Origin of the sequence: Paenibacillus thiaminolyticus, from assembly GCF_003591545.1 — a bacterium.
GTDB classification, from domain to species: Bacteria; Bacillota; Bacilli; order Paenibacillales; family Paenibacillaceae; genus Paenibacillus_B; species Paenibacillus_B thiaminolyticus_A.
This window is the reverse complement of record NZ_QYZD01000044.1, coordinates 1-26,665: the sequence shown is the minus strand read 5'-3', so window position 1 is coordinate 26,665 and position 26,665 is coordinate 1. Positions and strand designations below refer to the sequence as shown.

At 53.0% G+C, this 26,665-nt stretch carries 23 protein-coding genes and 1 pseudogene; 5 read left to right on the top strand and 19 right to left on the bottom strand.

Annotated features, from left to right (window positions below; translation table 11 throughout):
- Positions 1 to 94: 94 nt before the first annotated feature.
- Positions 95 to 1,465: a polysaccharide deacetylase family protein gene (locus DQX05_RS27110; protein ID WP_119796410.1), complete on the bottom strand. Its 1,371-nt coding sequence runs from the start codon at positions 1,463 to 1,465 to the stop codon at positions 95 to 97.
- A gap of 144 nt (positions 1,466 to 1,609) precedes the next feature.
- Here DQX05_RS27110 and DQX05_RS27105 point away from each other — a divergent pair, with 144 nt between their 5' ends.
- The gene (locus DQX05_RS27105; RefSeq protein WP_119796409.1) at positions 1,610 to 2,758 is read left to right on the top strand and encodes an AI-2E family transporter; all 1,149 of its coding nucleotides are present in this window, start codon (positions 1,610 to 1,612) and stop codon (positions 2,756 to 2,758) included.
- A 51-nt stretch (positions 2,759 to 2,809) separates the two neighbouring features.
- Here DQX05_RS27105 and DQX05_RS27100 read toward each other — a convergent pair whose 3' ends face one another.
- From DQX05_RS27100 to cymR, 18 genes are all read right to left on the bottom strand, one after another.
- On the bottom strand, positions 2,810 to 4,648 hold the full coding sequence (locus DQX05_RS27100) for a peptidoglycan D,D-transpeptidase FtsI family protein (RefSeq protein WP_119796408.1): 1,839 nt from the start codon (positions 4,646 to 4,648) through the stop codon (positions 2,810 to 2,812).
- Between the two features lie 116 nt (positions 4,649 to 4,764).
- Positions 4,765 to 6,867 carry a methyl-accepting chemotaxis protein gene (locus tag DQX05_RS27095; protein ID WP_259392254.1) on the bottom strand — a complete coding sequence of 701 codons (2,103 nt, stop codon included), beginning with the start codon at positions 6,865 to 6,867 and terminating at the stop codon, positions 4,765 to 4,767.
- A gap of 1,145 nt (positions 6,868 to 8,012) precedes the next feature.
- Positions 8,013 to 9,356 carry a peptidase U32 family protein gene (locus DQX05_RS27090; RefSeq protein WP_119796407.1) on the bottom strand — a complete coding sequence of 448 codons (1,344 nt, stop codon included), beginning with the start codon at positions 9,354 to 9,356 and terminating at the stop codon, positions 8,013 to 8,015.
- Between the two features lie 17 nt (positions 9,357 to 9,373).
- On the bottom strand, positions 9,374 to 10,309 hold the full coding sequence (locus DQX05_RS27085; RefSeq protein ID WP_119796406.1) for a peptidase U32 family protein: 936 nt from the start codon (positions 10,307 to 10,309) through the stop codon (positions 9,374 to 9,376).
- Between the two features lie 17 nt (positions 10,310 to 10,326).
- On the bottom strand, positions 10,327 to 11,388 hold the full coding sequence (mltG, locus tag DQX05_RS27080) for an endolytic transglycosylase MltG (RefSeq protein WP_119796405.1): 1,062 nt from the start codon (positions 11,386 to 11,388) through the stop codon (positions 10,327 to 10,329).
- A gap of 81 nt (positions 11,389 to 11,469) precedes the next feature.
- Positions 11,470 to 11,769: a DUF1292 domain-containing protein gene (locus DQX05_RS27075; protein WP_119796404.1), complete on the bottom strand. Its 300-nt coding sequence runs from the start codon at positions 11,767 to 11,769 to the stop codon at positions 11,470 to 11,472.
- Complete coding sequence (locus DQX05_RS27070) at positions 11,766 to 12,062, bottom strand: DUF1292 domain-containing protein (protein ID WP_006676956.1); 297 nt, start codon at positions 12,060 to 12,062, stop codon at positions 11,766 to 11,768. Before DQX05_RS27070 ends, DQX05_RS27075 begins: the two co-directional genes overlap by 4 nt.
- A 9-nt stretch (positions 12,063 to 12,071) precedes the next feature.
- Positions 12,072 to 12,488 (bottom strand): Holliday junction resolvase RuvX, encoded by a 417-nt coding sequence (gene ruvX / locus DQX05_RS27065; protein ID WP_119796403.1) that lies wholly within the window; start codon positions 12,486 to 12,488, stop codon positions 12,072 to 12,074.
- A 49-nt stretch (positions 12,489 to 12,537) separates the two neighbouring features.
- Complete coding sequence (locus tag DQX05_RS27060) at positions 12,538 to 12,798, bottom strand: IreB family regulatory phosphoprotein (RefSeq protein ID WP_006287029.1); 261 nt, start codon at positions 12,796 to 12,798, stop codon at positions 12,538 to 12,540.
- Between the two features lie 158 nt (positions 12,799 to 12,956).
- The gene (alaS, locus tag DQX05_RS27055) at positions 12,957 to 15,599 is read right to left on the bottom strand and encodes an alanine--tRNA ligase (protein ID WP_119796402.1); all 2,643 of its coding nucleotides are present in this window, start codon (positions 15,597 to 15,599) and stop codon (positions 12,957 to 12,959) included.
- 671 nt (positions 15,600 to 16,270) lie between these two features.
- Positions 16,271 to 16,378, bottom strand: coding sequence for a hypothetical protein (locus tag DQX05_RS33330; protein WP_397336150.1), 108 nt, complete (start codon positions 16,376 to 16,378; stop codon positions 16,271 to 16,273).
- A gap of 163 nt (positions 16,379 to 16,541) precedes the next feature.
- Complete coding sequence (locus DQX05_RS27045) at positions 16,542 to 17,612, bottom strand: AI-2E family transporter (protein ID WP_119796401.1); 1,071 nt, start codon at positions 17,610 to 17,612, stop codon at positions 16,542 to 16,544.
- 50 nt (positions 17,613 to 17,662) lie between these two features.
- Positions 17,663 to 18,142 (bottom strand): anaerobic ribonucleoside-triphosphate reductase activating protein, encoded by a 480-nt coding sequence (gene nrdG, locus DQX05_RS27040; protein WP_119796420.1) that lies wholly within the window; start codon positions 18,140 to 18,142, stop codon positions 17,663 to 17,665.
- Between the two features lie 2 nt (positions 18,143 to 18,144).
- Positions 18,145 to 20,103 (bottom strand): anaerobic ribonucleoside triphosphate reductase, encoded by a 1,959-nt coding sequence (locus tag DQX05_RS27035; protein WP_259392253.1) that lies wholly within the window; start codon positions 20,101 to 20,103, stop codon positions 18,145 to 18,147.
- 234 nt (positions 20,104 to 20,337) lie between these two features.
- A complete protein-coding gene (locus tag DQX05_RS27030) occupies positions 20,338 to 20,553 on the bottom strand; it encodes a hypothetical protein (RefSeq protein ID WP_006679674.1) in 216 nt (71 codons plus the stop codon).
- Positions 20,554 to 20,579: 26 nt separating this feature from the next.
- Positions 20,580 to 21,077: a PRC-barrel domain-containing protein gene (locus DQX05_RS27025; RefSeq protein ID WP_119796400.1), complete on the bottom strand. Its 498-nt coding sequence runs from the start codon at positions 21,075 to 21,077 to the stop codon at positions 20,580 to 20,582.
- A 116-nt stretch (positions 21,078 to 21,193) separates the two neighbouring features.
- A complete protein-coding gene (locus DQX05_RS27020; RefSeq protein ID WP_119796399.1) occupies positions 21,194 to 22,357 on the bottom strand; it encodes a cysteine desulfurase family protein in 1,164 nt (387 codons plus the stop codon).
- A gap of 19 nt (positions 22,358 to 22,376) precedes the next feature.
- On the bottom strand, positions 22,377 to 22,796 hold the full coding sequence (cymR, locus tag DQX05_RS27015) for a cysteine metabolism transcriptional regulator CymR (protein WP_119796398.1): 420 nt from the start codon (positions 22,794 to 22,796) through the stop codon (positions 22,377 to 22,379).
- 233 nt (positions 22,797 to 23,029) lie between these two features.
- Here cymR and DQX05_RS27010 point away from each other — a divergent pair, with 233 nt between their 5' ends.
- The 4 genes and pseudogenes from DQX05_RS27010 to DQX05_RS31500 form a co-directional block, all read left to right on the top strand.
- The gene (locus DQX05_RS27010; RefSeq protein WP_119796397.1) at positions 23,030 to 24,289 is read left to right on the top strand and encodes a helix-turn-helix transcriptional regulator; all 1,260 of its coding nucleotides are present in this window, start codon (positions 23,030 to 23,032) and stop codon (positions 24,287 to 24,289) included.
- Positions 24,290 to 24,823: 534 nt separating this feature from the next.
- Positions 24,824 to 25,048: an aspartyl-phosphate phosphatase Spo0E family protein gene (locus tag DQX05_RS27005; protein ID WP_119796396.1), complete on the top strand. Its 225-nt coding sequence runs from the start codon at positions 24,824 to 24,826 to the stop codon at positions 25,046 to 25,048.
- 522 nt (positions 25,049 to 25,570) lie between these two features.
- The gene (locus DQX05_RS27000) at positions 25,571 to 26,374 is read left to right on the top strand and encodes a hypothetical protein (protein ID WP_119796395.1); all 804 of its coding nucleotides are present in this window, start codon (positions 25,571 to 25,573) and stop codon (positions 26,372 to 26,374) included.
- Between the two features lie 56 nt (positions 26,375 to 26,430).
- Positions 26,431 to 26,665 (top strand): annotated as a pseudogene (locus tag DQX05_RS31500) (hypothetical protein); the annotation flags it as partial.

Genomic DNA, 26,665 nt, shown 5'->3' with positions numbered 1-26,665 from the left:
TGTTCAAAAACAGAAACAAAAAAAGAAGCCCCGTTATTGTTATGTAATTCCAATAGAATGGGGCGGCATCGTTGTTATCTTATTATCTAAAAAATTACAAATAATGCGTTGCTTTTTCCATTCCTTGATCTAAAATGATCATTCGCTCCGGCTGAGGCTCCATTACCGGCTTGCGTGACTTGCCATAGCGGGTAAGCAGCGTCTCGACGGACATGGCCATCACTTTGGGCACCATCTGCTCCGAGTGTTCTCTCAGTCTCATCTTCCCTTGAGGATGAATGACGCTCATCAGCAGACGCAAATATTGGCGCGTACACCAGGAAAATAAGCCTCGCGGCAGCTCCCGCACGGTGAACCCGAATTGCTCTGGTCCCCGATGGATCATGCTTACGCCGTACAACGCCTTCACATTCGCCTTCAGCTCCGGATGATCCATAATATAATCCGCAAGCTCCGGCAGCGATTTCTCTACAGCGCGTATCATCTGTATTGCAAGCTGGACGGGTGACCGCGAACGCCGGCCAATCTCGTACAGCCGCTTGTTATCGAAATGAAGCTCCAGTATCTCATCGTCCCGCTTCAATTCGATGCCGTCATCCAATTGAAGCGTCTGCCCATGATACGGGCGGACCCGGAAATGAAACACCGGATCTTGGCGATTCGTCGTCTGGAGACCGTACAGCACATGGAACGCCTTCTCATATAGAAGCCAGCCGCTGATAATGCCGCGCTTCAACCAGGAAGGATTGTTGATCTTCTCCTTCTCGGTCTCCTTGATCAGCTCATCTACGCGAACGCAGGACAGCTCGCGCTCTGCCGCTTCCTTCAAAAACCGCTCCAATGCCTTCATCATGATGCCCGGAGCTTCCTTATCGGCACCAAGCGTATGGCCGCAATCGTGCAGGAGCAGAACCTCTCCACCCCGGCAGCGCTTCAGCATGCGCCGGAACAGCCGCTCCTCGCCGACCTTCTTCCGCCAATCGTTGAACATGCCGGACCAGAGTATAATTTGAAGATGACCGAGATTTCCATAATCAAATAAATTGACAATCCCCCACGGAGGACGATAATAGTGAGATTGTTGTCCAGTAGCGGACATAATGATATCCGACGTTTTGCGAATTTGCTGTTTCACCGTTTTCGGACGCATCAGCCAGTTGGATTTATGGACGTAGTTATGGATGCCAATCAAATGCCCCTCATCGCTCATTCGCTTCAGCAATTCGGGGTCCTTCTCCGCGTGTATGCCAACGACAAAGAAGGTTGCCTTGGCGTTGTATTTCTTCAATAGATCCAGCAGCTGCGGCGTATATTCGGGATCTGGCCCGTCATCGAACGTCAGCGCCAGCTTCGAATCCGATCTGCCCTTTTGGAACACGCGGAAACCGAATAATCGGCTGATGATACCTGGTAGAAACGCATAAAACGTCAGGATGTAAAAGCACCATAATAAAATGATTTCCATCCCAATTTCCCCGTTTCATTCTTATATCTATACCCCTGTGAGGCGATAAGTTTATTGTAACATATCATGAAAGAATAGGCACTGGAATTCATTTTCGTGTACAATGAGATCCAAGCAAAGAATAGGGAGAAAAGGAGTTATTTTATGATCGCGTTTTACCGCAAATATTGGAGAACGGCTTTTGACATTGGACTGCTCATACTGACGATCTACCTTATCATGTATAGCTTCAGTTATCTGTATTCCATCGCCAAGCCTATTTTCCTTGCCTTCATTGTGTACATGCTTATTGAACCGCTAGCCGGATTTCTCCATCGACGCGGCGTCAACAAGGCGATCGCTTCCGCCCTGTCGGTAGGGCTGTTTATTTTGCTCATTTTGGGCGCTATTTTTGGTCTTGGCTTCATTGTGATGAAGCAGGCGATTGAACTCCAACAGAGATTGCCTAAATATATTGAAGTCCTTCAGAAGGAATTTGCGAACATTACCGCGTTCCTTCATCAGAAATACGAGGCGCTCCCCGAAGACATGACGACGCGCCTGAATGAATATGTCGGAACGATCGCGAAGAAAGGCTCGCAAATCGCGCTCGATTTTTTAAGCTGGATTATCAATAATGTTTCCTCCTTCTCGGCGTTCACCGTCAATTTCGGCATCGCGATTATACTGGCATACTTCCTCAGCATCGAGATCGATACGTGGAAAAGAGCCGCGCGCACGCATACGCCCAAAACATTTCGGCATGCGTATACATTTCTGAAGGAAAATGTTATTAAAGGGATCGCTGCCTATTTGAAAGCACAGCTGAAGCTGATCTCGATTACATTCGGCATCATTTTCATCTCGCTGCTGCTTCTTGGCGTGAGCAATGCGTTTCTGATCGGACTCTTGTCCGCTGTGTTCGATCTGCTGCCGCTGCTTGGCGTTCCGGTCATCTTTATTCCGTGGATTGTATACTTGTTCATCGCAGGGAACAGTTGGCTCGCCATTTGGCTCACGGTCGTTTTGGGCGTCACGCTGATTACCCGTCAAATATTAGATCCGAAAATTACGGGCAATACGTTAGGCGTGTCTGCGTTTACGATGCTTTCCTTTATGATATTGTCTTTGTCGTTATTTGGTGTCGTCGGGGTCGTCCTCTCCCCTATTCTTCTTATCTTGGTCAAGGCTCTCTATGATCAAGGGTATTTGAATAGATGGATTCGTATACCAAAAGAAGAGTTCGATGCCTACCCTTTCCCGGAAGGACCGGATGCGAATGACGGAACCGTGCGGGATTCGGACAATAAATAATTTTCCTGCCGGCACGCAGCCGCTGCCGCGCGGACAAGCCTGAACAGGCGGTTACCGCGTGCTGCGGCGCGGCAAGCCGGAATTCTCATGCTCGGCGAGCAGATCCATGACTTTGCCGAACAAGGCGGTTGCCCGGTGGGAGGGCCCGGCGGGCTCATCCTCAAAGACGACGCTCACCGCATATTTGGGCTTCTCGGCCGGACCATAGCCGACGAACCATGTATGCAGCCGCCCGCTTCCATAAGCATCGGCCTGCGCGGTTCCGCTCTTGCCCGCCAGCCGCCAGGTCGCTTGACGAAGCGACTGCCCCGTTCCATAGGCGACGGTATCCTCCATCCAATGGCGCACCTGTCTTGCCGTCTGCGGCTTCATCACCCGTTCGCCTCCTATTCCGGCAGCGAAGCGGGCGAAAGAAAGCCCGTTCGCATAGCGGAGCTCCTGGACGAGACGAGGCTCTCCTGCCGCTCCGTCCTGAAGCAGCGTTGCGACATAATTGGCAGCCGCCAACGGCGTAAGACGCACATTGCGCTGACCGATGCCAAGCTGCGCCCTCTCTCCCCCGTCAATCATTCCATTTTCCTCTCCCGCCGCAAATATCCGGCTCGCCTCCTCTCCATCAAAATGCTTCAACTCATTATGCCCGCGCCCATCCGAAGAGCTCATGCCGACAATGCCTGCCAGACCTGCACGCTTGGCGAACGCCTCCAGCCCGGCGGGGCTCATCCGTTCGGCAAGCTCGGCGAAGACGACATTGCAGGATTCCGCCAACGCCTCGCGGAGCGTCAATGTTCCGTGCCCGTCTTTAAGCCAGCAGGATAAACCGTATTTGCCATACTCGCCGCTGCAATGGAATTGCTCTTGCGGATCCGTGACTTGGGCTTCGAGCGCGGCAGCTGCGATGAACAGCTTATACACGGAACCCGGGGGCAGCGCTTTGAGCGCCCGGTTATTCCAGGCCCCCTGCTCGGGCATCACATGGTTCGGATCGGCGGCCGGGCGGGACACCATCGCTACGACATCGCGCGTCGCCGCATCGAGCACGACGACAGAGCCCTTCGTCATCCCCGCTTCATCCGCGGCTACCCCGATGGCAGCCTCGATCTCGCGATCTGCCGTCGTGACAAGCTGCAGCGGATAATACGGATTGTCCGGGCGCCGGATCCGAATATCGAGACCATACAGCGGACGCTGATCCGCGTCGGTATAATGGACGAGAATCGTCGGACCGAGGCTCCGGAGCAGAGGCTCGAACGACCGCTCCAGGCCTGACATTCCGCTCGTCCCGGACATCCCGCCTTTGGCTTGCTCCCCGGCGGATTGCGCGACAAAGCCGATCCATTGCGGCGTATTCTTGCCGAACGGATACCTTGTCGTGATCGGAAGGGAGCGCACCCCGTCCCAGCCGGAAGCATTCAGCCTCCGGGATTGCTCCGGCGTGAGCGGATGGGGCAGCTTGCTGTCCCGGGACGAAGGCCATACGAGCGGTTCGGTAACGCTCTCCCAACGCGCCCGCACGTCTCGCTCCGTCGTATGGAACCAGAGTGCCAGCGTGCGCACCGCTTCGGATGGTATCGAATCACGATGAACGGGGAACAGAACGGCGGCCTGCACGGCCACTCCCGTGTAGGGACGGCCGCTGCGATCCAGGATCGCCCCCCGGCCGTCATCGAGCACGATGCCTCGTTCCCGCTGTATAATGGAACGCTGCAGAAGCGTATGCACGCCCCCCTGCACGGGACGATGCGGCTCGATAAGCTGCAGCCAGCCGAGCCGCATAATGTAGATGCCAAGCACCGCCGCAATCAAGATGCTTGCCGCCGCTATCCGTCCCCGTGCAAGCGTCAACAGCCCGGCAAGCTGCGTGCCGATTTTCCATTTGCGCGTCTCCATGCCAATCCTCCTTCCGTGGATACTCCAATCTACATGCTCCTACGTCCAGTATCGACGGAAACGCGTACAAAAAAACTGCCCCCTGAAGCAGAGGGCAGTATAACGCCGGTTTTTCGTTAATTTAGTTGAAATTGGGCAAGCCGCTCCATCAGATGCTTCGACACGGATTCCAGCTCTTGCGACAACGATACGAGCTGCTCGGATACCGACTTCTGCTCCTCGCTCAAGGAAGCGACTTCTTCCGTCGTCGCTGCCGACTGTTCGGCCACCGCCCCGACATTCGTCATCGCTCCCGTCAGCATGCGCTGCGTCTCATCCAGCTCGTTGACCGCTTCTGTCGCCTGATCCAGCTTCGCCATGAACAGGCCCATATGCTGCTGAACTTCCTGGAAGAGCGAATCGGCTCCATGCACAGCGGCGAGCTGCTCCTCGAACACCGGCCGGATTCCGCTCAGCATCTCGATCGTCTCCGACATTTCCCGTTCGATCGCTTCCGTTCTCTCCCTGACGTGTTCAATCGCACGCGCCGACTCATCCGCCAGGCTGCGGATCTCATCTGCGACGACAAGGAATCCGCGTCCCGCGGAACCTGCACGCGCCGCCTCGATTGCGGCATTCAGCGATAAAATATTGGTCTGCTTCGCAATCTGCGTCAACAGGTCAAGAATATTGCGAATCGACCCCGATCCGCTCTTCAGTGCATCGACCTTGCCGACAAGGGCGTGAATGCGTCTCTCGGTCAGCCCGGTTTTGCGCCCGAGCTCCTCCATATAAGCGGAGCCGCGCTGTCCGGCCGCCTCCACTTCCGTGGCCGCACTGTACATTTCCACGTTCAGATCGATCACTTGCAGCATTTGCTCCGATGTGCGGCCGGTCCATTCATTGCCCCGCTCCGCTTCGGCGGCCAGCATCGTCGAACCGTGCGCGATCTCTTCCGTTGCCAGGGCAATCTCCTCGGCGGAATGAGAGGTCGCACGGGATGCCTCCGTCAGCTTCCCTGCCGTTGCCAGCACGGCCTGGGCGGATTCCTCCGTCCGTCCGACCAGTTCGCCGATTCGGGCCATCATCGCGTTGAAGCTGGCGGCCACCCGCCCGATATCATCCTGGGAGCGGTGCCTCATCTGCAGGCCGAGCCGTCCCCTCGCTCCCTCCTCCATCAGATGGCTAAGCCGTTCAAGCGGATAGCCGATGCTCCGGATGACATACCAGCCGATGAGCAGCGCAACAGCAAGCGAGATAGCGATCGCCGCCCACGACACATTCCGGATCGTGATCGTATCCTTAAGCAATACATTGGACGGCGTGAAGCCGTTCAGCGTCCAGCCGGTCACGGGTGAACGGTAATAAGCGCCAAGAAGCTCGGTGCCATTCGCATCCGAGGCCCGTCCTCGCCCGCTAGCAGTGTCCGGCTTGACAGCAAGGCGGGTGCCTGGCGGCTCGTTAACGGTTTCCGTCTGCTCCGAGAAGATCAGCTTGCCTTCGGCATCAATGATCTGGGCGAAGGCGCCCTCTTCCGTCTTCCAGCGGATCTGCTCTTGCAGCCCGGACAAATAGATTTCCACTACTACGACATATTGCGTTGTTCCCGTATATGTATTTTTGACGGAACGGACGAGCCCGAACGCCGCATCCGGGCTGGTGCCGGAGATTCCGGTCGCCTTCGTAGGCAGCCACAGCACCTCCCCTTGCTGCTCCTTCGCCTGCGCCTGCGTGAACCAGCTCGCCTGGCGCAACTCCTTGAGCTTTTCCGCCGATGCGCCGGATGTGAAGGCAGGCTCCTTCTCATTCACGGGAAGCATGTAGATGCCGTGCAAAGTCGGATTGCCGATCACATAGGATTTCAAGTGATTCTCGACCCGAACCCGATTTTGCAGCTTCTCATATTCATTGCCTTCACGCTGAAGCGCGGCTTCCAAAAAAGCGGCCTGTATATCTTGGTTGAACAGAATCTGGGTGGATAATTCGGAGTAGTTGGTGAAGAACAAATCCAGCTTCTCCCCCACTTGAATCAACGTCTGTTCCTGTGCTTGGGCGACTTGACTTTGAATGATATTGCGTGCCTGAAAAAACGAAAACAGCCCCACCGAACCGACAAGAAGCGCAATGCTTACGAAAAAGACGAGAAACAGCTTCATCCCGACCGAACGCAGCGGATGGAAAGAATGTCTAGCACCAGAAGCGCGTTGTTCCCCGGCATTCCCGCGTAGTCGTGTATGCATGGACAGCACCTCTCCTCCATCAACAATATCAAGGTCATTCGAACTACAACCATGTCTTATGCACTACTTCGACAACTTCCCGCGGAATCCCTTTCTCATATTTGGAAGCACATCCACCATTTTGTGACTAAATGTGCACAAAAACAAAATAATGCAGAACAAAACGTTCCATAAATGATGCAGCAAGCTTCTGTTAACGCTCTTAACCGAGCCGGCTTAACTTCGATGCTTCCTCCAAAGTCCTCCCTGTAACACCTTATGAAGACTCTCCCAACCGTTCAGGTGGTACTCTGCACGTCTTACGCTCATTCTCCCAATCGTTCAGGTTTACTCGCATGTCTTACGTTCATTCTCCCAACCACTCAGGTATCCTCGCACATCTTACATTCATTCTCCCAACCGCTCAGGTATCCTCCACACGTCTTACGTTCATTCTCCCAACCACTCAGGTTCCTACACATTATGACGATCTGCCACCCGCGCAAAAGGAATTGGTTCCCAATACAATATTGTTAGGCTTAATTTAACTTCCTAATCCAACGGGGATACCGCTCATATGAAGCATTCAATGCATACTTGAAATTTTTCCTGCGCCACGGGGATAGCTTTCATATGGCAGCCGAGACTAAGTGAAAATCCCCTGAGCGGAGGGGAGTTTGCGCATAAGAGCATTCGAGGCATAGTTGTTCTTCCTGCCTAACGGGGATACTGCTCATATGGAGCATTTAATACATACTTGAAAACTTTCCTGCGCCACGGGGATAGTCCTCATATGGAGTATTCAATACATACTTGTAATCTTTCCTGCGCCACGGGGATAGCTTTCATATGGCAGCCGAGACTAATTGAAACTCCCCTGAGCGGAGGGGAGTTTGCACATAAGGAACATTCGAGGCACATTTGTACTTCCTGTCCAACGGGGATACTGCTCATAGGGAGCTTTCAATGCATACTTAAAATTTTTCCTGCGCCACGGGGATAGGGTTCATATGGCAACGAGACTCATTGACCGCCACCTGCTCCTATCTCGTCTCTTCCACCATTCCTGCTCCAACAAAAAAGAACGGCACATCTGCCGCCCGCACCCAGTAATCTTCAGAATAAATAAAATGCCTGCTCCTGGATGGGAGCAGGCTGGGATTCGGTTAAGCCTTTGCTGTCTTTTTCCGCATCATGTCGAAGTAGCGAACCGGTTCGTTCACCTTTATCCGCACGAGCTGCAGCGGATGGCGCGCGGCATCCAGTTCATTGCCGTCGACATCCCACAGCTTGTCGATCGCCTGCTTGAAGAAGGTGCCGTTCGGGCCGAAGAACTCGACTTCCGTTCCCGGCTTGAAGTGGTTCCGCTGCTGAATTGTCGCCATGCCCGTCGCTGGATCGTAGTCCATGACCAGGCCTGCGAAGTCATACGGCGCTGCTTTCTCTTCCGGTTCATAAATGTGATCCTCATGATCCGGCTCGTCATAGAAGAAGCCCGTATTGACGGGACGATTCGCCGCCTTGCGAATCTCATCCAACCATTCCTGCTTCAATTCATAATTGTCCGGATCGGCCATATAGGAATCGATAACTTGGCGATACACGTTAACGACCGTGGCCACATAGTGAATCGACTTCATCCGGCCTTCAATTTTGAAGCTGTCGACGCCGGCATCGATCAGATCGGGCAGATGCTCAATCATGCACAGATCCTTCGAACTCATCGAGAAGGCGTGCTCTTCCTCATCCGCAAGGGCGAGCTGATTCACACCGAGCCGGAATTGCTCCAGCACCGGAGAGCCTACAGCCTCTTCCGGAGTGACGGCCCGATCCGGATCCGGCCGGCCGTCCTCGAACAGATCATATTTCCAGCGGCAGGATTGGCAGCATCCGCCCCGGTTCGAATCCCGGTTCGTGAAATGATTGGACAGCACGCAGCGTCCCGAATAAGAGGAGCACATCGCGCCGTGGATGAATGCCTCGATTTCGATGTCGACATGCTGCTTCATCTCCACAATCTCTTCCAGGCTGGTCTCCCGAGCCAGGACGACGCGCGGCGCGCCTTCTTCCTTCCAGAATTGGACCGTCTGCCAATTGGCAATAGACTGCTGAGTGCTGACATGCACCTCCAGCCCTGGCGTCACGCGCTGTGCCGTCTCGATAATAATTGGATCCGCGGCAATGATGGCGCTGATGCCGACCTGCTCCAGCTGGCGCAGGTACTCCTCAATGCCTTCCAGATCTTCATTATGAGCATAAATGTTCGTCGCCACGAATACTTTCGCTCCGTATTTCCGGGCGAACTCTACGCCTTCCCGCATTTCCTCGAAGCTGAAATTGTCCGCATTCGAGCGCAGACCGTATTTCTGCCCGCCGATATAGACGGCGTCTGCACCATAATGAATCGCGAACTTCAGCTTCTCCAGGTTTCCGGCGGGAGCGAGCAATTCGGGCTTATCCAGTCGATACCGCTTGCCTTTCCATTTGGCAGGCTTCGCTTCGGTTCTCATCGCTGTTCGCTCCCTTCTCAATACACCTGATCTTTATAGAAAAACCCAAACGACAGCTCGCGCTCCGGATCCTGTACGGCCCGTATGCGATCCATCCACTCTTCCTGGAAACGGTATTGGTCCGGATCGCGAAGATAGCTGTCAATCGCTTCCCGATAGACTTTCACGACCGTCTCATTATAGGATACGGACTTCAACAGCCCTTCAATCTTGAAGCTGTCCACCCGCGCATCCAGCAGCGGCTTCAGATCCTCGAGCACACAGATATCATCCGAGCTCATAATATGAGTGCCATTCGCATCCTCGAAGATCGGATATTTCTCCTCACGACGTTCCTGCTCAATAAGGAACAGCTTCCGGCTCATATCGGCACGGCCTTTCTCGTCACGCTCCCCGATATGTGCGAAGTAATGATTCACCAGATGCCGCTTTGAATGATAAATATTCGTCATGCCATGCACTTGAATCTCCACATCCATGTTAGGCAGCTGCTGCTTCATTTCCAGCACCTGTTCCATATTCAGCTCGCGCGCCGCGACGATGCGGCTCGCACCGCGCTTTTGCCAGTATTTCGCCGTCTTATAGTTGGTGGACGTCATCTCTGCGTTCCAGTGCAGCTTCAGCGAAGGCGCGGCTGAGCGCGCGGTCATCAGCACGGCAGGATCGCCGAAGACAATCGCATCCACCTTCAACTGCTCCAGGCAGCGCAAATAGTCGGCCAATTCTTGAAGCCTGTCGTTATGAAATATATTGTTCACCGCCACATACAGCTTCGCCTCGTGGGCGCGGGCATGCAGCAAGCTTGCTTCAATGCTATCGGGCGTCATATTGCCCGGCAGACGCACTCCGTACTTCTCTTCCCCTACCAAGACCGCATTCGCGCCAGCATTAAGCAGACGCGCGACCTCTTCCGTGCTGCCGGCAGTGACGAGCAATTCGGGTTGATACGTCATCGTTCCTTCCCCACTTTCTATTCCCCTGCTGTCTGTTTGCTTTTTTCGATATTTTTCAAATGCTCTTCATACGTTTTGGCGAACAAATGAGTGTAGCTGCCGTCTTTTTTCGTAACGTAGAACAAATAGTCGGTTGACTCCGGCCATATCGCCGCAACGAGCGACGCGCTGCTTGGACTCGCGATCGGGCCTGGCGGCAATCCATCTATCTGATACGTATTATATGGGCTCTCGATGTCCAAGTCCTTATAATACAGCCGTTCCTTCGGCTTGTCCAGCGCGTACTGGACCGTGGCGTCAATCTGAAGCCTCATGCCCTGATCGATGCGATTGAAGATGACTCCGGCCACCAGCGGGCGCTCTTCCTCGACGACGACCTCCCGTTCGATTAACGAAGCGGCAGTCAGCCATTGATGAAGCGTCAGGCTCTTATTCTTCAACTCGGTCTCCCAATCCGGAAGGATGCCGTTCAGCTGCTGCTCCATTTCCCCGAGCATGCGCAAGATAATCTCTTTCTCGCTGCTTCCTTCCTTCATCTCGTACGTTTCCGGGAATAAATATCCTTCGAGCGAATGCTTGATGCGCTCATCAGCCGGAATCTGCGCCGCCAAGCCAGATTGCCCTGACAACCACGCGATGTCATCCGTCAGCTTGAGGAAGGTATCCTTGTTCACATACCCTTCGTCAGCCAGCTTGTCGGCAATCTGCGCGACTGTATAGCCTTCCGGAATCGTAAAGCGAATCATTTTATCCGGAACGACATCGCCCTGATTCAAACTGGCAATAATCTCGTCATACGTAACACCCGGGTAGAAAGCATATGTCCCGGCCTGAAAGCGGGAACCTTCATTTTTATATTTCAAATAACCTTTAAAAATAAGTGCATTCTTAATAACGCCCTCTGCTTCCAGACGGGAAGCAATGCTGGACGTTCCCGTGCCCGGCTCGATAGTGACGGTAATCTCGCGCTCCTCTGTCGGCAGGGGCTGCATGCCGTTCCATACATAACCGATTACGCCGGCCCCCGCTACGATAATCAGAATGAGGAAAGCGGTCATCACCTTCGTTCCAGTCTTCATTCATCCACACTCCTACATGGAAAAAGAGCGGAAAATCCGCCCTTTTTCACAAGTTCATTATCACTGTCTGCGATGAAGCGGCTAGAATTGATCGGCGAACGCGATCTCGTCGTAGCGCTCCATCACGTCTTCCCATTCTTCCTCATCGTCTATCGTCTCAAGCTGCCAGCCGTTGTCGCCTTCCGGCACGATACGGAACAGATCCGGTTCGGCATCCCCGCCTTCGCCCGGTTGCAGCACAGCGTAGGCCCGTCCGCGATACTCGAACTCCGCGACAAGAGACCAGGTTCGGCTCTTCCCCCGCTCGTCCGTCATCTCCACCGCATCGCCATAGACGCTCTTCAACCGTTCAATGAACCGGATGCCCTCATCGGTGCTCACGCTTCATCCTCCTCGGAGCTGACCAGCGTATTGAATGTCTCTTCTACGATATTCCATTCTTCTTCATCTTCGATGATGTACAGCTTCAGATCATCACCGTCTTCTTCATAGCGGAACGCATATACTTCATCGGTCTCTTCGTCTTCGGAATCAACAGGAATTACCATCATATATTTCCGATCAGAACCATCCACTTCGAATTTCATGATGACCTCAAATTCTTCTTCATTGCCCTCATCGTCCGGGATATAAATAATTTCCGGTTCCTCTTGCAAATAATTGTCCTGTGTCATGGTAACCCCTCACCTTCTTGATTGATAGTCAAGATACGTCTGCAAAATTATGGTTGCCGCCATCTTATCAATGACTTGTCTGCGCTTCTTCCGGCTAACATCCGCTTCGAGCAAAGTGCGCTCCGCCGATACCGTACTCAAGCGCTCATCCCACAGGTGAACGGGCAATCCGAACGACTGCTTCAAGACTTCAGCATATGACCTACTTATTTCGCCCCGCGGTCCAATCGTTCCGTTCATGTTCTTCGGCAATCCGATAACAATTTCCTCGACGCCGTGTTCCTTGATGATGTCGCCAATCCGGCGCAGGTCGTCTTCCGGCTTCCGCCGAACGATGACTTCGAGGCCTTGCGCCGTCCAGCCGAACGCGTCGCTGACCGCCACCCCGATCTTGCGGTCCCCGTAATCCAAGCCGAGAATCTTCATTATCGTCTCCTATGTCTGCTTCCGATAAACTCGGGAGCCCGTACGCTTGTTAACGGTGATGATTGAGATAGAAGCGGACCAGCTCCTCGATCAATTCATCCCGCTCCTTCTTCCGTACCAGGCTTCGAGCATTGTTATGCCGCGGGATATAAGCGGGATCCCCGGATAGTAGATAACCGACGATTTGGTTGATGGGATTGTATTCCTTCTCGACAAGGGCATCGTAGACAGACAGCAATATATCTTGGCTGGATGCCTCCTGCTCCTCTGCCTTCACATTGAACTTCATCGTCTTATCCATGGAATTCATCGCCGACACCTCGCTTTACTCTTATCATAACACATACCCGAACAAACGAGAAAATATTCCGCTTCATAGCCTGTATTATTCAATAAATTTTTGTCGAAACGATGAAGCGTCAAGTTTGTTCTTATTTTACTATTTTCCAAGCGGCTGGATCAACAGCCCTATTTCCCGCTTTCCAGTTGCTTAGCTACCAGCTCATCCAGCAGGCGAAGCGCATCGTCGATCTTGCCTGGATCTTTGCCTCCGGCCTGAGCCATGTCCGGACGGCCGCCTCCTCCGCCGCCGCAGACGGAAGCCAGCTCCTTAATCAGCTTGCCCGCATGCAATCCTTGCTTCACCAGCTCCGGAGCGACAGCGACGACCAGGTTCACCTTGCCATCGGCTGCAGATGCCAGCGCGATCACAGAGCCTGGAAGCTTCGCCTTCAGCTCATCGGCCGTCGTGCGCAGCCCGTCCATACCGCCGGCGTCGACCTGTGCCGCCAGCACCGGAATCCCCGCTACGGCGCGGACCCGGTCGGTCAGTTGACCCGCCTCCAGACTGCTCAGCTTCGCCTTCAGCGATTCATTCTCGCGCGCCAGCTCCTTCTCGCGGGCGAACATCGCCTCGACCCGCTTCGGCACGTCGGCTGCGTTCGCCTTCAACAGGCCGGCTGCCTGCTTCAACAGCTCCAATTGGGATTCCATATATTGATAAGCGTGGCGGCCCGTAACGGCTTCCAGGCGTCGGACGCCGGAGCCGATCCCGCTCTCGCTCACCACTTTGAATAATCCGATCTCCGACGTGTTCCGGACATGGCATCCGCCGCACAGCTCGATGCTGTAATCGCCCACTTGGACCACGCGCACGATATCGCCGTACTTCTCGCCGAACAGCGCCATCGCGCCCATCGCCTTCGCTTCGTCAATCGCCTTGGACTCGATCACGACGCCGATGCCGTTCCAAATCTGCTCGTTGACCCGGCGCTCGATATCTTGCAGCTCGTCCGGTTGGATAGCGCCCAGATGCGTGAAGTCGAAGCGAAGCCGCTCCGCCTCCACAAGGGAGCCGGCCTGATTGACATGCTCGCCGAGCACCTGCTTGAGCGCTTTGTGCAGGAGATGGGTGGCGGTATGGTTCTTCACGATGTCTTCCCGTTCGGCGCGGGCAACCGCGGCCTGCACGTTCATGCCAGTGCGAAGCGAACCTTCCGTTACCCGGACGACAAGCACATGCTGTCCGTGAGGCGCCTTGAACACCTCTTCCACGACGGTTGCCGTCCCCGGTGCGGTCAATGTGCCGCCATCGCTTACTTGTCCGCCGCTCTCCGCATAGAAAGGTGTGCGATCGAGCACGATCTGGCAGGAGTCTCCCGCCTTCACTTCCTCGACGGCTTCATTGCCGGCGAACATCGCGACAATGTTGGATTGGGTTACCAACTCATTATAACCAACGAACTCGCTTTTAATCGTCAACTCCGCCAGCGGTCCGCCCTGAATCTTCATGCTCGCTCCGTCCTGTCTCGCGGCACGGGCCCGTTCACGCTGCGCCTGCATCGCTTCATCGAAGCCTTCATGATCGACCGTCAGCCCATGCTCGGCGGCATAATCTTCCGTCAGATCAAGCGGGAAGCCGTACGTGTCGTACAGCTTGAATGCTTCTGCCCCGGTAATCTGCGTCCGTCCTTCCGCGCGGGCGGCTTCCGCCATTTCCCCGAGAATGGCCAGCCCATCGGCCAGCGTCTCGTGGAAGCGCTCCTCTTCATTGCGAATGACTTTCTCGATGAATTCGCGCTTCTCGACAATGTCCGGGTAGTATCCTCCCATGACGTCCCCGACATGCGGGACGAGATCAACGAGGAACGGCCGGTCGATTCCGAGCACTTTGCCATAGCGGACCGCACGGCGCAGCAAACGGCGGATGACGTAGCCGCGGCCTTCATTGGAAGGCAGTACGCCGTCGGCGACAGCGAACACCACCGTGCGCACATGGTCGGCAATCACCTTCAGCGCGACATCGTGCTTCTCATTCTCCTTGTAAGTTACGCCGGCAACGCGGGCGCTAGCCTGAATAATCGGCTGGAACAAGTCGGTATCGAAGTTCGAGTCGACATCCTGCAGGATGGAAGCGAACCGCTCGAGCCCTGCGCCGGTATCGATATTTTTGTTCGGCAGCGGGGTGTAGCTGCCGTCCTTATTGTGATTGAATTGAGAGAATACGAGATTCCATACTTCCAGATAGCGCTCGTTCTCGCCGCTTGGGTAGCATTCCGGGTCGCTCTCCAGCGTGCCGTACTTCTCGCCGCGATCGTAGAAAATCTCTGTGCAAGGACCGCACGGGCCTTCCCCGATATCCCAGAAGTTGTCGTCGCCAGTCTTGATGATATGATCCGCCGGCAGCCCAATTTTCTCATTCCACAGCTTGTATGCCTCTTCATCCTCGTTGTAGACCGTGACATACAACCGGGACGGATTGAACCCGATCCAGCGCTTATCGGTCAGGAACTCCCATGCCCAGGTAATCGCTTCTTCCTTAAAATAATCACCGATGGAGAAGTTGCCGAGCATCTCGAAAAACGTATGGTGACGACGGGTCTTGCCGACATTCTCGATATCGTTCGTGCGGATGCACTTCTGCGAATTGGCAATCCGCGGATTGTCCGGCTTCACACGCCCGTCGAAATACGGCTTCAACGGCGCCATGCCGGCATTGATCCATAACAAGGACGGATCGTTATGCGGGACGAGCGAAGCGCTCGGCTCGATATGATGGCCTTTGCTCTCGAAAAATTCCAACCATTTTGCGCGAATCTCATTGGCTTTCATGCGTACTGACGCCTCCATTTGTCACAAAGTTATTATTGAGTCCGGGTTCGCGGCCGCAAGCAGCTCTGTGCTCTGCGCCTGCCGATGCCCCTTATACAAATAAATCGCCCCTGATAAATCAGGGACGATTGAATCCATCGCGGTACCACCCTGGTTATCCCCCGGCAAGAGACGTCTCCGGACAGGCGGCTCATCGTTCAGTCATGCCGCAGGGCAGTCCGGCGGCCGTCCAGCGGGCGATCGCCTTATCGTTGATAACGGGTCCGACCCGGTGAAGTTCGTTCACGCTCCAAAACTAGCGTTCAGCTGCTCTACTCGATGAAGATTCTTCCAGCCGGCTCCTCATATCGATGCCGGAATCTTCTCTCTGGATCAAGGGCTGCAGCCTACTATAGGTTTTGTCTTCGCTTTATGCCTATTTGTGCCTATTTATCCGATAACATAGTATAAATAAACCCGCGGCGCTTGTCAATGACGCCGGTATCGCCGCATCCGAACAGACGGCTAGCGCCGGCCCGGGCGGCTGACATTCGTTCTCCCCTATAAAAAGAGCCCCTGCCGAAGCTTCTCTCTCGGCAGGGGGCCGGCGGGCCGCCCATTGGCACGCAACATGCATGCCCAATGGGCTTCGCCCAGCTATCCCAAATATTTAATCTGCTGCAGCGTCCGCTTCAGCATCGCAGCCGCTTGCGCCCGGGTCGCCGTTCCCTTAGATCGAAGGTGGACGACGTCATGCCCTGCACGATGCCGCTCGTCACCGCCTTGCCGACCCCGGCCACGGCATAGCGCCCGATCTGGTCTCGGTCCTTGAACTTGTTCAAGGCCGCCGGATCGGCGGTGCTCCTTCGCCGCACCCACTTTCTTTAACGCAAGTGGCGCATCATTTGTTTTTCGCCAGGGGGAGGCTCAACAAATAACATCTTATAGTCATCCCGACTTCGGTCACACCGTTTTGCGACGCACGTAATAGCTGAACACATGGGACAAGACGACTTTGAGCGCGGCAAACACCGGCACGGCCAGAATCATTCCGAGGATGCCGGCGAGCCGCTCTCCGACGAGCAGGGCAAAAATAATCGAGAGCGGATGCATATGCAGCGTCCGGCCAACCACCTGGGGCGAAATAATGTTCCCTTCGAGAATTTGACAGATGGTATTGACGGTAATGACGAAAATCATCATCTTCAATGACATGGTCGAAGCGACGATCAGTGCGGGAGCCGCTCCGAAATAAGGACCGAGATACGGAATGATATTGAAAATGGCCACGAACAGGGCCAGCAGCAGCGCATAAGGCAGTCCGATCAGCCAATAACCGACATAAGCAAGCACCCCGATAATGGCGCAGACGAGGACTTGCCCCCGGATATAGCTCCCGATTGCATTATCGATTTCTTTGAGCATCATGACCATGTGCTTGCGGTGAGTCTTCGGCACATAAGCGATAACGGTCCGTTCGAAGACGTTGAAATCTTTCAAAATATAGAAAATCAAAAAAGGCACGATAAGCGCCATCATGAGGATGTTGAGCGTAGCGCCGAGGTTGTTCATAAATTCGGTGATGACCTTCCCCACCCGCTTCTCCATACCATAAATCCAATCGTTCAGACTGCTTCGGACCGACATGGGCATCAGAGACGACTCGCTGAGGCCATCCATCAGTTCCTCGGCCTTCGCATTCAAGTGAGGCATCTGCTCATTCAATTCCTCCAGTTGCTTCATAATCATCGGAATCATATTGATGAGCAGCACGGTGACACAGGCGATGAATACCGCATAAATGAGCAGCACCGCCATCGGACGGGGAACTTTGCGTTCGCACAGCATATTGACGACCGGATTAAGCACGTAGGCGATAATCATCGCGATGAGGAATGGGGCAAGCACCGATTTCACAATCCCGTACACATTGCCCAGAAGCGGCTTCAACAAGTATAAGAGGTACAGGATGAACAGGGCGAGCAGAACATATACGCCATTGACGAACAGCTTGTTTTTCCAAAAACGCTCCACTGTATTCCACACTCCGTTCGGACGAGCATCATACAGTAAAGTATGTGTAGCTAAACGAAAATTAACTCGTCAGGCTGGCCGTTCCTCATTTTCCAGATGCGCTGATTATCGCTCCCGCGGAAGCGGAGGCCGGGGCGGCGGCGCTCAATCAGGAACCGGCCGTCCACCAGCACATCCGTCAGCCGCAGCAGCTCACGCTGATCCCGGGTTCCTTCCTGCAGCAGCTCCTCCACCGTATATCCGGTGTAGCACCAGACCGTCCGGCCCGCTTCCTTCGCGATGCGGGCCAGCTTCGTAAGCGCACGGGCCTGCAGGAACGGTTCGCCTCCCGATAAGGTGAGATCGGTCAGCGGATTGGAGAGCACATCGGCCGCCACCGCCTCGACGCTCATCAGCGTGCCGCCGTCACTGCGCCAGGAGCTTGGATTGTGGCATCCCGGACAGCGGTGGGGACAGCCGCTGACGAACACGACCGTCCTTAGCCCTTCGCCGTCCACGACACTGTCATGCACAATCGACATCACCCGCAAGCTCATCGATGCTTCACCCGCTCGGTCTCCTCCGTCCGCTTGGCCGAATTCCATTTGCTCATATCGCCGACCAGATAACCGGTAATGCGGCGAATGCGCTCAATGTCATCATCGGTGCCGCCGCAGACGGGGCATGCATCCTCGATCGTGTCCTGGTGGCCGCAGCGGCGGCAGCGATCAACCGGATGGTTCATCGATCCGTAGCCGATCCCGTTCTCTGCCATGGCACGCACAATCCGATCGAGCGCTTGCGGGTTCGCTTTGGCGCTGCCGTCCAGCTCGACATATGTAATATGACCGGCGTTGCACAAGGCATGGTACGGCCCTTCGATGCGGATTTTGTTATACGCCTTGATCGGGTAATAGACCGGAACATGAAATGAATTCGTATAGTAATCGCGATCGGTAATTCCCGGAAGGCGGCCGAAATCATCCCGATCGCGCTTCGTGAATTTGCCGGACAGCCCTTCTGCCGGGGTCGCGATAAGCGAATAGTTCATCCCGGTAGACGCCACAGCTTCATCCATCCGGCGGCGCATATGGGCCACAATGTCAAGACCAAGCTGGCGTGCCTCCTCGGATTGGCCGTGATGGGAGCCGGTCAGGGCGACAAGCGCCTCGGCCAGCCCGATGAAGCCGACGCTGAGCGTGCCCTGCTTCAAGACGTCGCGCAGCTCGTCCTCCGGCTGAAGCCGCTCGCTGCCGCGCCAGACGCCCTGCTGCATCAGGAAAGCGAAATCGCGGGCCCGCTTCCGTGCTTGATACTCATAGCGCGTAGCCAGCTGTCGCACGGCAATGGCCAGCATATCGTCCAGCAGTCTGAAAAAAGCTTCCTTCGTGCGGGCCAGCAGCGCGATCCGGACCAGATTAAGCGACGTAAAGGACAGATTGCCGCGCCCCTGCGGCGTCGACGGGCCGTTCACATTGGCCATGACCCGGGTGCGGCAGCCCATATAACAGACCTCGCTCTCCGGCGTTCCGTCGTCATGCTCCTTGTTGAAGGGCGCGTCCATGAAGGCGAAGTTCGGGAACAGCCGCTCCGCTGTCGTCGCCAGCGCCAGCTCGTACAGATCGCGGTTCGGGTCTTGCTCTCCGAAGTTGACGCCTGTTTTTACTTTGAAGATCTGAATCGGAAAGATCGGCGTCTCTCCCTTGCCCAACCCCGCTCTCGTCGCCATCAGCAGTTGTCTGACGAGCATGCGCCCTTCACGCGACGTATCGGTCCCGTAATTGATGGAAATGAACGGAACTTGTCCCCCGCCGCGCGAATGCATCGAATTGGCGTTATGGACGAAGGCTTCGCATGCCTGGTACACGTCGCGCTCCGTCAGCCGCCAAGCTTCCTGTTCCCGGTCGAGCTCCGGCTGCAGTGGCAGCGAATCAAGGTAGGCCAGATGGCGCCGGAACGTCTTGCCTACATACGGGGCAAGATCGTAATCGAAGGCAGGATACGCTTGTCCGCCATGCTGCTGGTTCTGATTCGCCTGCAATATGATCGAGGCCAGAGCGAGCGCGCTCTTGATATCCTGCGGCTCCCGCATATGACCGTGGCCGGTATTGAAGCCTCGCTTCAGCAATTGTCCGAGCGGGATTTGGCAGCAGGTCGTCGTTCCGTACGCGTAGAAATCAAGATCGTGAGGATACAACAGATTGTCCTCGATCGCTTCCCGCGCTTCTGGAGCGAGCAAGTAATTCATCGCATACCAACGTGAGCATTCGCTGGCCATCTTGCTCATGATGCCCATCGGAGATCGGCCGTCCACATTCGCATTTTCGCGCATCAGATCCGAATCGCTGTCCCGTACAATCTCGTGCAGCGACCCCGTCAGCGGATGATTGTCCGGCAGCGTGCCGCCATCCCCCTTCCGGGCGCTCCCCCAGGATGCCCAAGGCATCGGTCCGGCACCTCCCGCACTCTCTTCGGCAACGTTCGCATCGCGCAATCGCGGCATGATCGTCATCGCTACTCCACCCTTTCATATCGTCTCTATTGATATTTCCGCACTCTAAAACACTATATGTAGTATGATCGTTTTAAAGAAGACACAATATGTATTATCTACAAATGAGGAAGCTTGCAATATGAGATCTGTCACACAGCCCGGCGGCCGCCGGAACGGCAAAAAGCGTCCATGCATCGCCCGGGGGCAGCATGAACGCTTTTGTTCGCTTTATACCGATTTGTGACCATTCCGTTATGAAGAAGCATGCGCTTCCGGATAGGGCGGGGTCATAAATTCATCGCCAAAAAATAAATCGTCGAGCGAGCTCAACGTTCCGTCTTCTTCCACCTGGAACACCGACATTTTATCGCCGTTAACGGTCAACTCGATAAAGCATCCCCAGCAGTAGAACTGGTGGGCGCCAATTTTCCCGATATCTTTGGAATTGCAATTCGGGCATCGCATCATCGTTCTTCACCATTCCGTCCATTAGACTAATTTGATTGTGCGCTTGCGCTTCCGCTCTCTTCCACGACGATTACATCGGTGCCCCATTTCAAGCGGCTCATTCCTTCAATCTGCCGTCTTCCTTCCAGAAGGTCCGCAAGCAGGCCGTCTGAAATTTCCAGACCTGTTATCTGGTTACCCATATTGGGCTGAAAATAAACATCGGCGACCCATCCGAGCTGGGAGCCTTCCGAAGTCATGACCGGCAATCCTTTCAATGCAGCCTCTCCCGACAGAAATGCCCGTTCCGGCGAGGCGCTGGCCGTCATCTGCACAGCATCGCCGCTCGCAATCATGACTGCATCATCCCCGAATGCGGTCACATCCTTCCACTGCACCAGCATATCCTGCTTACGGACTCGGCTGACAAGCTGAAGATGGGTAATCTCCCATTCGGGAGTGATGCAGATATCTTTCACTTTGGATATTTGCCGGCCCGTACCGATATCGAACACAGGCAGGCCGATCAGCTCCAGCAACTTCATTCCGGGGCCCTCCTTCGGTTCATGGCACATACGGCTTCGCCGCACGGGCGCGCCTGTCCGCCGATTGCGCTCCACTCGCCGCGGGTCCCGCCCCTCGATGATGTCTAGCGGACTCCTTAATTTCTACTACGGACGCGATTGGCGATGGTTGCAATTTGTTGCGACACAATATCGGCTTGCTCTATAGTATTGCCCAATCCGAAGCTGAATCTAACGGCGGTGCTCGTGCGAAGCTCGGACAGCTTCATCGCTTCGAGCACATGCGACACTTCCAAGGAACCGGATGTGCAAGCGGAGCCGCTGGCCGCCATAATGCCTGCGAGATCAAGATTCATCAGCAGCGTCTCTGTCGGAATGTCCAACACGCTCACATTAAGAATGTGAGGCAGATGCTGCTCGGGATGCCCATTGTACGCGACCCGATCTCCCAGTGCGGACACCAGCTTCGACCAGAGCGCAGCCCTCACTTGCTTGGTCAGGCGCACCTTGTCCTCCCGTTCATCCTCTGCAACGCGAAGCGCGGCCGCGAAGCCCGCGATTCCGGCCACATTCTCCGTCCCCGCCCGGCGCTTCCGCTCCTGATTGCCCCCGTGAAGCATCGGCTCCCACTCCGTCCCTTGACGGATATACAAGCAGCCGACTCCCTTCGGACCATTGATCTTGTGGGCGGAGAAGCTGGCCATGTCGACCGGCCAATCCCTCAGTTGGAACGGCAGCAATCCGAGCGCCTGAACGGCGTCGGTATGCATCACCATCCCGTGCTCTCGCACCAGCTGTCCGATCTCGCGAATCGGCTGCAGCGTACCCACCTCGTTGTTGCCCGTCATGACGCTCACCAGGCAAGTATTCGGCCGGAGCGCCTCCTGAATGCGCTCCGGCGCGACGAGACCCGTCTCGTCCGGCGCGACGTAGGTCACTTCCACGCCGAATTGCTCCAAATAACGGCAAGCGTGGAGCACCGCATGATGCTCCACTTCCGTCGTTACGACATGAGGCGGACGTTCCCGTCCGTGCTTCCGCCAGGCGGCATGGACCACGCCGAACAACGCCGCGTTATCGCTCTCCGTCCCGCCGCTTGTAAAGACGAGCTCCTGCGGCCGGCAGCCGAGCCGCTCCGCGACGCTGTCCCGCGCCCGGGTCAAGGCCGCTGTCGCTTCGCGGCCGGCGGCGTGAACGCTGGAGGCATTGCCATACACGTCCCGCATGACCGCGATCATCGCTTCCGCCGCCTCCGGGTGAAGCGGCGTCGTCGCGGCATGATCGAAATAAATTCGTTCCATTTCGCTTCCCTCGCGATCGTCAAATATAGAACATATAGCTTTCCCGCATGTTCTCATCCTTGTACGAGATCAGATCCGCAAGCGTTGTCGAATCGAGCACCTGGGCGATGCTGTCGCGAATGCGAAGCCACAGATCGCGCTTGGCCGGATCATCCTCTTCCGTGAAGTCGACCGGAGAGATCGGGCCTTCCAGCACGCGGATAATTTCACCTGCCGTGACCTGCTCCGGGCTCTCCGGCAATATATATCCGCCGTAGGCTCCCCGTATGCTCTTAACCAAGCCCGCGTTGCGGAGCGGCGCAATCAATTGTTCAAGATAATGCTCGGAGAGATTGTTCTTCTCCGCGATGCTCTTCAAGGAAGTCGGGCCTTCGCCGTAGCTCCTGGCCAGCTCCATCATAATCGTCAGCCCGTAACGGCCCTTCGTTGATATTTTCATTATTACACCTCATTTATTGATTGTTTCTGTCCAATTCAATGTATTCCGATTAAGGCACCCCGTATATCGTAACATAACTATCTCCGTTATGGACAATAATCTGACAGGCTATTCGGATAAAGTTCTGTATCGATCGACGTATATGTTCACACAATAGGGTATATATGGTAAATTGTTGATATATGTGATGATAGCGTATTCATGCAATTCGCAGTTCGAAAGAAGGTGATTCTGTGAGTTCGGAACAAAGACTCGTCGGCGAATTAATCTACGAGTATCGGAAGAAGGCAAGGTACACGCTTCGTCAGTTGTCGGACTTGTCTGGCATTCCCAAAGGAACGATATCGAAAATCGAAAGAGGGGAAACAAAGCGCCCTGAATTGGCGACCGTTCTCGCGCTGACATCCCCCTTGTCCATTCCATATGCGGATGTCGTGAGTCATTACCTTGTGATGGAGAGGCGCAAGAGTTTTCTGCAACCTATGCTGCAGGAAGCGATTCGAACAGGTGACATAGAGGTAATGGTGAAGATTGCCGCCCGGTTCCTGGAATGCGACGGCGCAGACAGCTATGACTTAACCGCGGAGCTATACCACATGACAGAGTCAATAACCGATGTCACGGTCAGACTTGGATTGTTCGAACTTATCACAAACTACGCCAGAGAGCATGGCATACAGCCTTATTTGGCCAAAGCTTTATTCCAGACGTACTTGATTCAACGAAATGATTTCAGCAAGCTGGATCTCACTTTTCATACCGGAACCTATCTGCTGAATTACATCAATTTTTTCTCGGAAGAGGACAAGGCGTTGCTTCACTTCAAGCTGGGGTTTCATGCCTACGCGCTGCAGCTTTATGAGAAGTGTATCGAACTGTGTATCCCTGTCGGCAAAAAGTATAAGAGCGATCACCTTACGCAGGCACGTGCCCTGCTCCTTATTTGCAATTCCTATTACTATCTAGGCGATTACTTTTTAGCGGAGCAGTACCTATATGAATGTAAAAAGTACCCTTTCGCAGAGATTCAAGAAAATGTTAAGCTCACTGAAGCTTGTATCGTGGGTCGAAAAGGAAACAGCAAACAGGCCATATCGCAACTCTTCATCTGTTTAGAACAGTCCTCACCCAATAATACGATCCATGTCATCAATGAGCTACTCGAGCTATACCTCCTAATTCAAGATATTGACGCTATAGAACAATTAATTGAGAATGAATCCCGAATATTGAATGCAGAATACAACACACCATTTAAAAAATCTGAATTAGCCCTATATTTTAAATTGAAGGCGGGCTATTACATATTGATGAAACAATATGAAGATGCGATTGACTGTTATATAAAGAGTGCAATACTTTACTCAGAAATTAGTGCCTTTAAAGATTCTAATGAGTGCTTTTATTTATTGTTTAAATTGTTAACGAGCACGAAAGTTAATCCAGCAGTTACTGATCAATTAAGAGAAGCATACAATATATTACGTAAATAATAATTATGATGGTGGTGATTAGCATGTACAAGAAAGCATTGCGTATAGGGCTTATAATTTCTGTTTTACTGCTTAGTGCACCATCCTTTCCACTGAATGATACAAGTAGCACTTTTGCTGATAATAGTCAATATCATTTGTTATTTTGGAATACTGGGGAACCTGGCGGGTGGTAATCGTATAAAGTACACATTGTCGAGGTATGTATGCTTATCTATTACCAGCGTCCTGAGAACAATGTAATCTTTTTGAATTGGATAGTAGAAATGAATTTGACTGAAACGGCAGTTCCACTGTCTTTATGGTTCTATTTCTAGACGCATGACCTAAAAGATGTAAAAACGATCCTTTTATTCGTTTTTACATCTTTTTTGTATGTATGGACAATAACTCTAAGCTCTCTTGCTTAAGGAAACACTCAAATTTTGACAGAACATGACAATTTAAGTCGAAATGTTTTTAAATTTGAAATATTTAGAGGGATGTTGAAACCTGAATTATATTGATATTGAGAAAGGGGGCAATCCACTCTCAATGGCTACTCATGATGAAGAGTTATTTATTTTACAGAAGGTTGAAGAGTTACGCCTACGCTTGAAAAGAGCGGTGGGTACCATAAAAAGTTTAAGTGATGAACGTGTAGTTAAGCTTAGTCAGGAACTTGATTCTTACATATTGCAGCTTCAAAAAAAGAATTACTTAAATAGAGCAAAGGCAAATAACACGAAAAGGATAGCGAAAATGACAGAGGGCAGTTAGTTGAATTCTATAATTTCCTTGAAACAAGAAAGCATAATTGCATCAAAGAGATGCAAAACGTAGAAAGAACTGAGAGGAAATAATAGATTGTATTTGAAAAAGCCTTTCCCTAACGGTACAGAATGTATATACTCAAAGGGAAATATAACCAATTAATACACTGAAATGTAATTTTCTAAAAAAGGTTGTACCAAGAAGGCCTTCTCGTCTTCTTGTTGCAATAAATAGAGCCGATTCCTGATAAGCTTAGGCGGGCAGTACCGGGAATCGACTCCGTGCGCTCTTTCCTTTGCGGTGCAAAGAAAACAGCTTAGATGATTATAACACAACAGGATCTTTCCACAAAACAAAGGAAAGGGCAGCCCTTTTTATAAGGAGGGATGCCCTTTTGTTGTTGTTAGATCATCCAGAATTCGCGCTTATCATCTAGAGAGGCAGAACCATAGTTGATAGTCTGTCGAGGAGTTTCATTCAATTTTATGAAAGTGATGGTTACATTCCAAAATTGGAGGTTAGTAAGTAATGCGAAAAATTACGATATTTGCCGTTTGTCTGTTCGGAAGTGCTTCTTTGCTTATGGCTTCAGGTGCATTCGCCGAAAAAAACTCCACAATGGTTTCTACAGCAGTAATTCATGATGTACCCGTGAAAGCTAAACCTAACGCCGTATTGGAATACAAAAACGGGGAATTTGTCGTCATTCAGGAAGATCTCACGTTTAACCATGAAGATTATGCAGCGTTCAATGATAGCACTACCCCTGATTGGTCGGAAGAGATACTTCAAAAAATGAAGCATTCGGATATTGTAACAGATGAGGAATTAAATACCCTTCCGCACCATTCGGAAGTACAGATGATCTGGCCCAAAGCAGAAGAAGGAATGATCATTCATTATAATTTCGAGGGCGATATCCAGTCTATTTACCTGAATGGCAGTAAAGCTCTTGCATCAAATTGGGCAAAGGGACCGGCTGAAAAGGGTACTTATGGACCATGGGGCAATCACAAAAATAAGATCGTTGCGACGGATAAGCAAGTTGAAGGGACGGGACGCATCACGAACTTCTTCGATAAAATTGGGGACCATGATAATGAATTGAAAAAATTTGATGTTGCCACTAAAGGAATCTATGACAATCCTAAATCTGAAACAAAGATTAGCGTAAGAAATTTCAATAATGATGAGACAATAACTTGTTATAAAAATGATATTGGTAGTCTTCCCGATGCGGTTCTCGATGTATTTCGGACAACGTTGGAAGAGTTCGGCGAGAAAGAGGATAAAAATACGAGTTTCCCAGGAAGATATCATTATTGGAAATAGCTTAAGGAGGGGCCTCCCTCCTTTTTTATCATTCGTGGATAGGAGATGTGGATAACATGAGAAGGAAACGTAAAATGATTGGGATTTTTGCCGTTTACCTTATAATTAGTATTGTGCTCTCTGCTTGCACTTCAAAGAGTACCCCCTACTTATCCATTACGTTAACAACCTCCAAGGAGGATCAGGTTGTCTCGCAAATCTACCAATATAAAATCGGAAAACAGAAAGTGGAGTTGGCCGGGGAAGTTCCGTATACGTCACAATATCCGCTTGGAGCCTATGATGCAGGCA

What these genes read in the sequence shown, in the direction of transcription:
- DQX05_RS27110 (WP_119796410.1), bottom strand. Translation starts at nt 1,465, where the DNA reads ATGGAAATCATTTTATTATGGTGCTTTTACATCCTGACGTTTTATGCG.
- DQX05_RS27105 (WP_119796409.1), top strand. Translation starts at nt 1,610, where the DNA reads ATGATCGCGTTTTACCGCAAATATTGGAGAACGGCTTTTGACATTGGA.
- DQX05_RS27100 (WP_119796408.1), bottom strand. Translation starts at nt 4,648, where the DNA reads ATGGAGACGCGCAAATGGAAAATCGGCACGCAGCTTGCCGGGCTGTTG.
- DQX05_RS27095 (WP_259392254.1), bottom strand. Translation starts at nt 6,867, where the DNA reads ATGCATACACGACTACGCGGGAATGCCGGGGAACAACGCGCTTCTGGT.
- DQX05_RS27090 (WP_119796407.1), bottom strand. Translation starts at nt 9,356, where the DNA reads ATGAGAACCGAAGCGAAGCCTGCCAAATGGAAAGGCAAGCGGTATCGA.
- DQX05_RS27085 (WP_119796406.1), bottom strand. Translation starts at nt 10,309, where the DNA reads ATGACGTATCAACCCGAATTGCTCGTCACTGCCGGCAGCACGGAAGAG.
- mltG (WP_119796405.1), bottom strand. Translation starts at nt 11,388, where the DNA reads ATGAAGACTGGAACGAAGGTGATGACCGCTTTCCTCATTCTGATTATC.
- DQX05_RS27070 (WP_006676956.1), bottom strand. Translation starts at nt 12,062, where the DNA reads ATGACACAGGACAATTATTTGCAAGAGGAACCGGAAATTATTTATATC.
- ruvX (WP_119796403.1), bottom strand. Translation starts at nt 12,488, where the DNA reads ATGAAGATTCTCGGCTTGGATTACGGGGACCGCAAGATCGGGGTGGCG.
- DQX05_RS27060 (WP_006287029.1), bottom strand. Translation starts at nt 12,798, where the DNA reads ATGAATTCCATGGATAAGACGATGAAGTTCAATGTGAAGGCAGAGGAG.
- alaS (WP_119796402.1), bottom strand. Translation starts at nt 15,599, where the DNA reads ATGAAAGCCAATGAGATTCGCGCAAAATGGTTGGAATTTTTCGAGAGC.
- DQX05_RS27035 (WP_259392253.1), bottom strand. Translation starts at nt 20,103, where the DNA reads ATGACGATCATGCCGCGATTGCGCGATGCGAACGTTGCCGAAGAGAGT.
- DQX05_RS27030 (WP_006679674.1), bottom strand. Translation starts at nt 20,553, where the DNA reads ATGATGCGATGCCCGAATTGCAATTCCAAAGATATCGGGAAAATTGGC.
- DQX05_RS27025 (WP_119796400.1), bottom strand. Translation starts at nt 21,077, where the DNA reads ATGAAGTTGCTGGAGCTGATCGGCCTGCCTGTGTTCGATATCGGTACG.
- DQX05_RS27020 (WP_119796399.1), bottom strand. Translation starts at nt 22,357, where the DNA reads ATGGAACGAATTTATTTCGATCATGCCGCGACGACGCCGCTTCACCCG.
- cymR (WP_119796398.1), bottom strand. Translation starts at nt 22,796, where the DNA reads ATGAAAATATCAACGAAGGGCCGTTACGGGCTGACGATTATGATGGAG.
- DQX05_RS27005 (WP_119796396.1), top strand. Translation starts at nt 24,824, where the DNA reads ATGGCTACTCATGATGAAGAGTTATTTATTTTACAGAAGGTTGAAGAG.
- DQX05_RS27000 (WP_119796395.1), top strand. Translation starts at nt 25,571, where the DNA reads ATGCGAAAAATTACGATATTTGCCGTTTGTCTGTTCGGAAGTGCTTCT.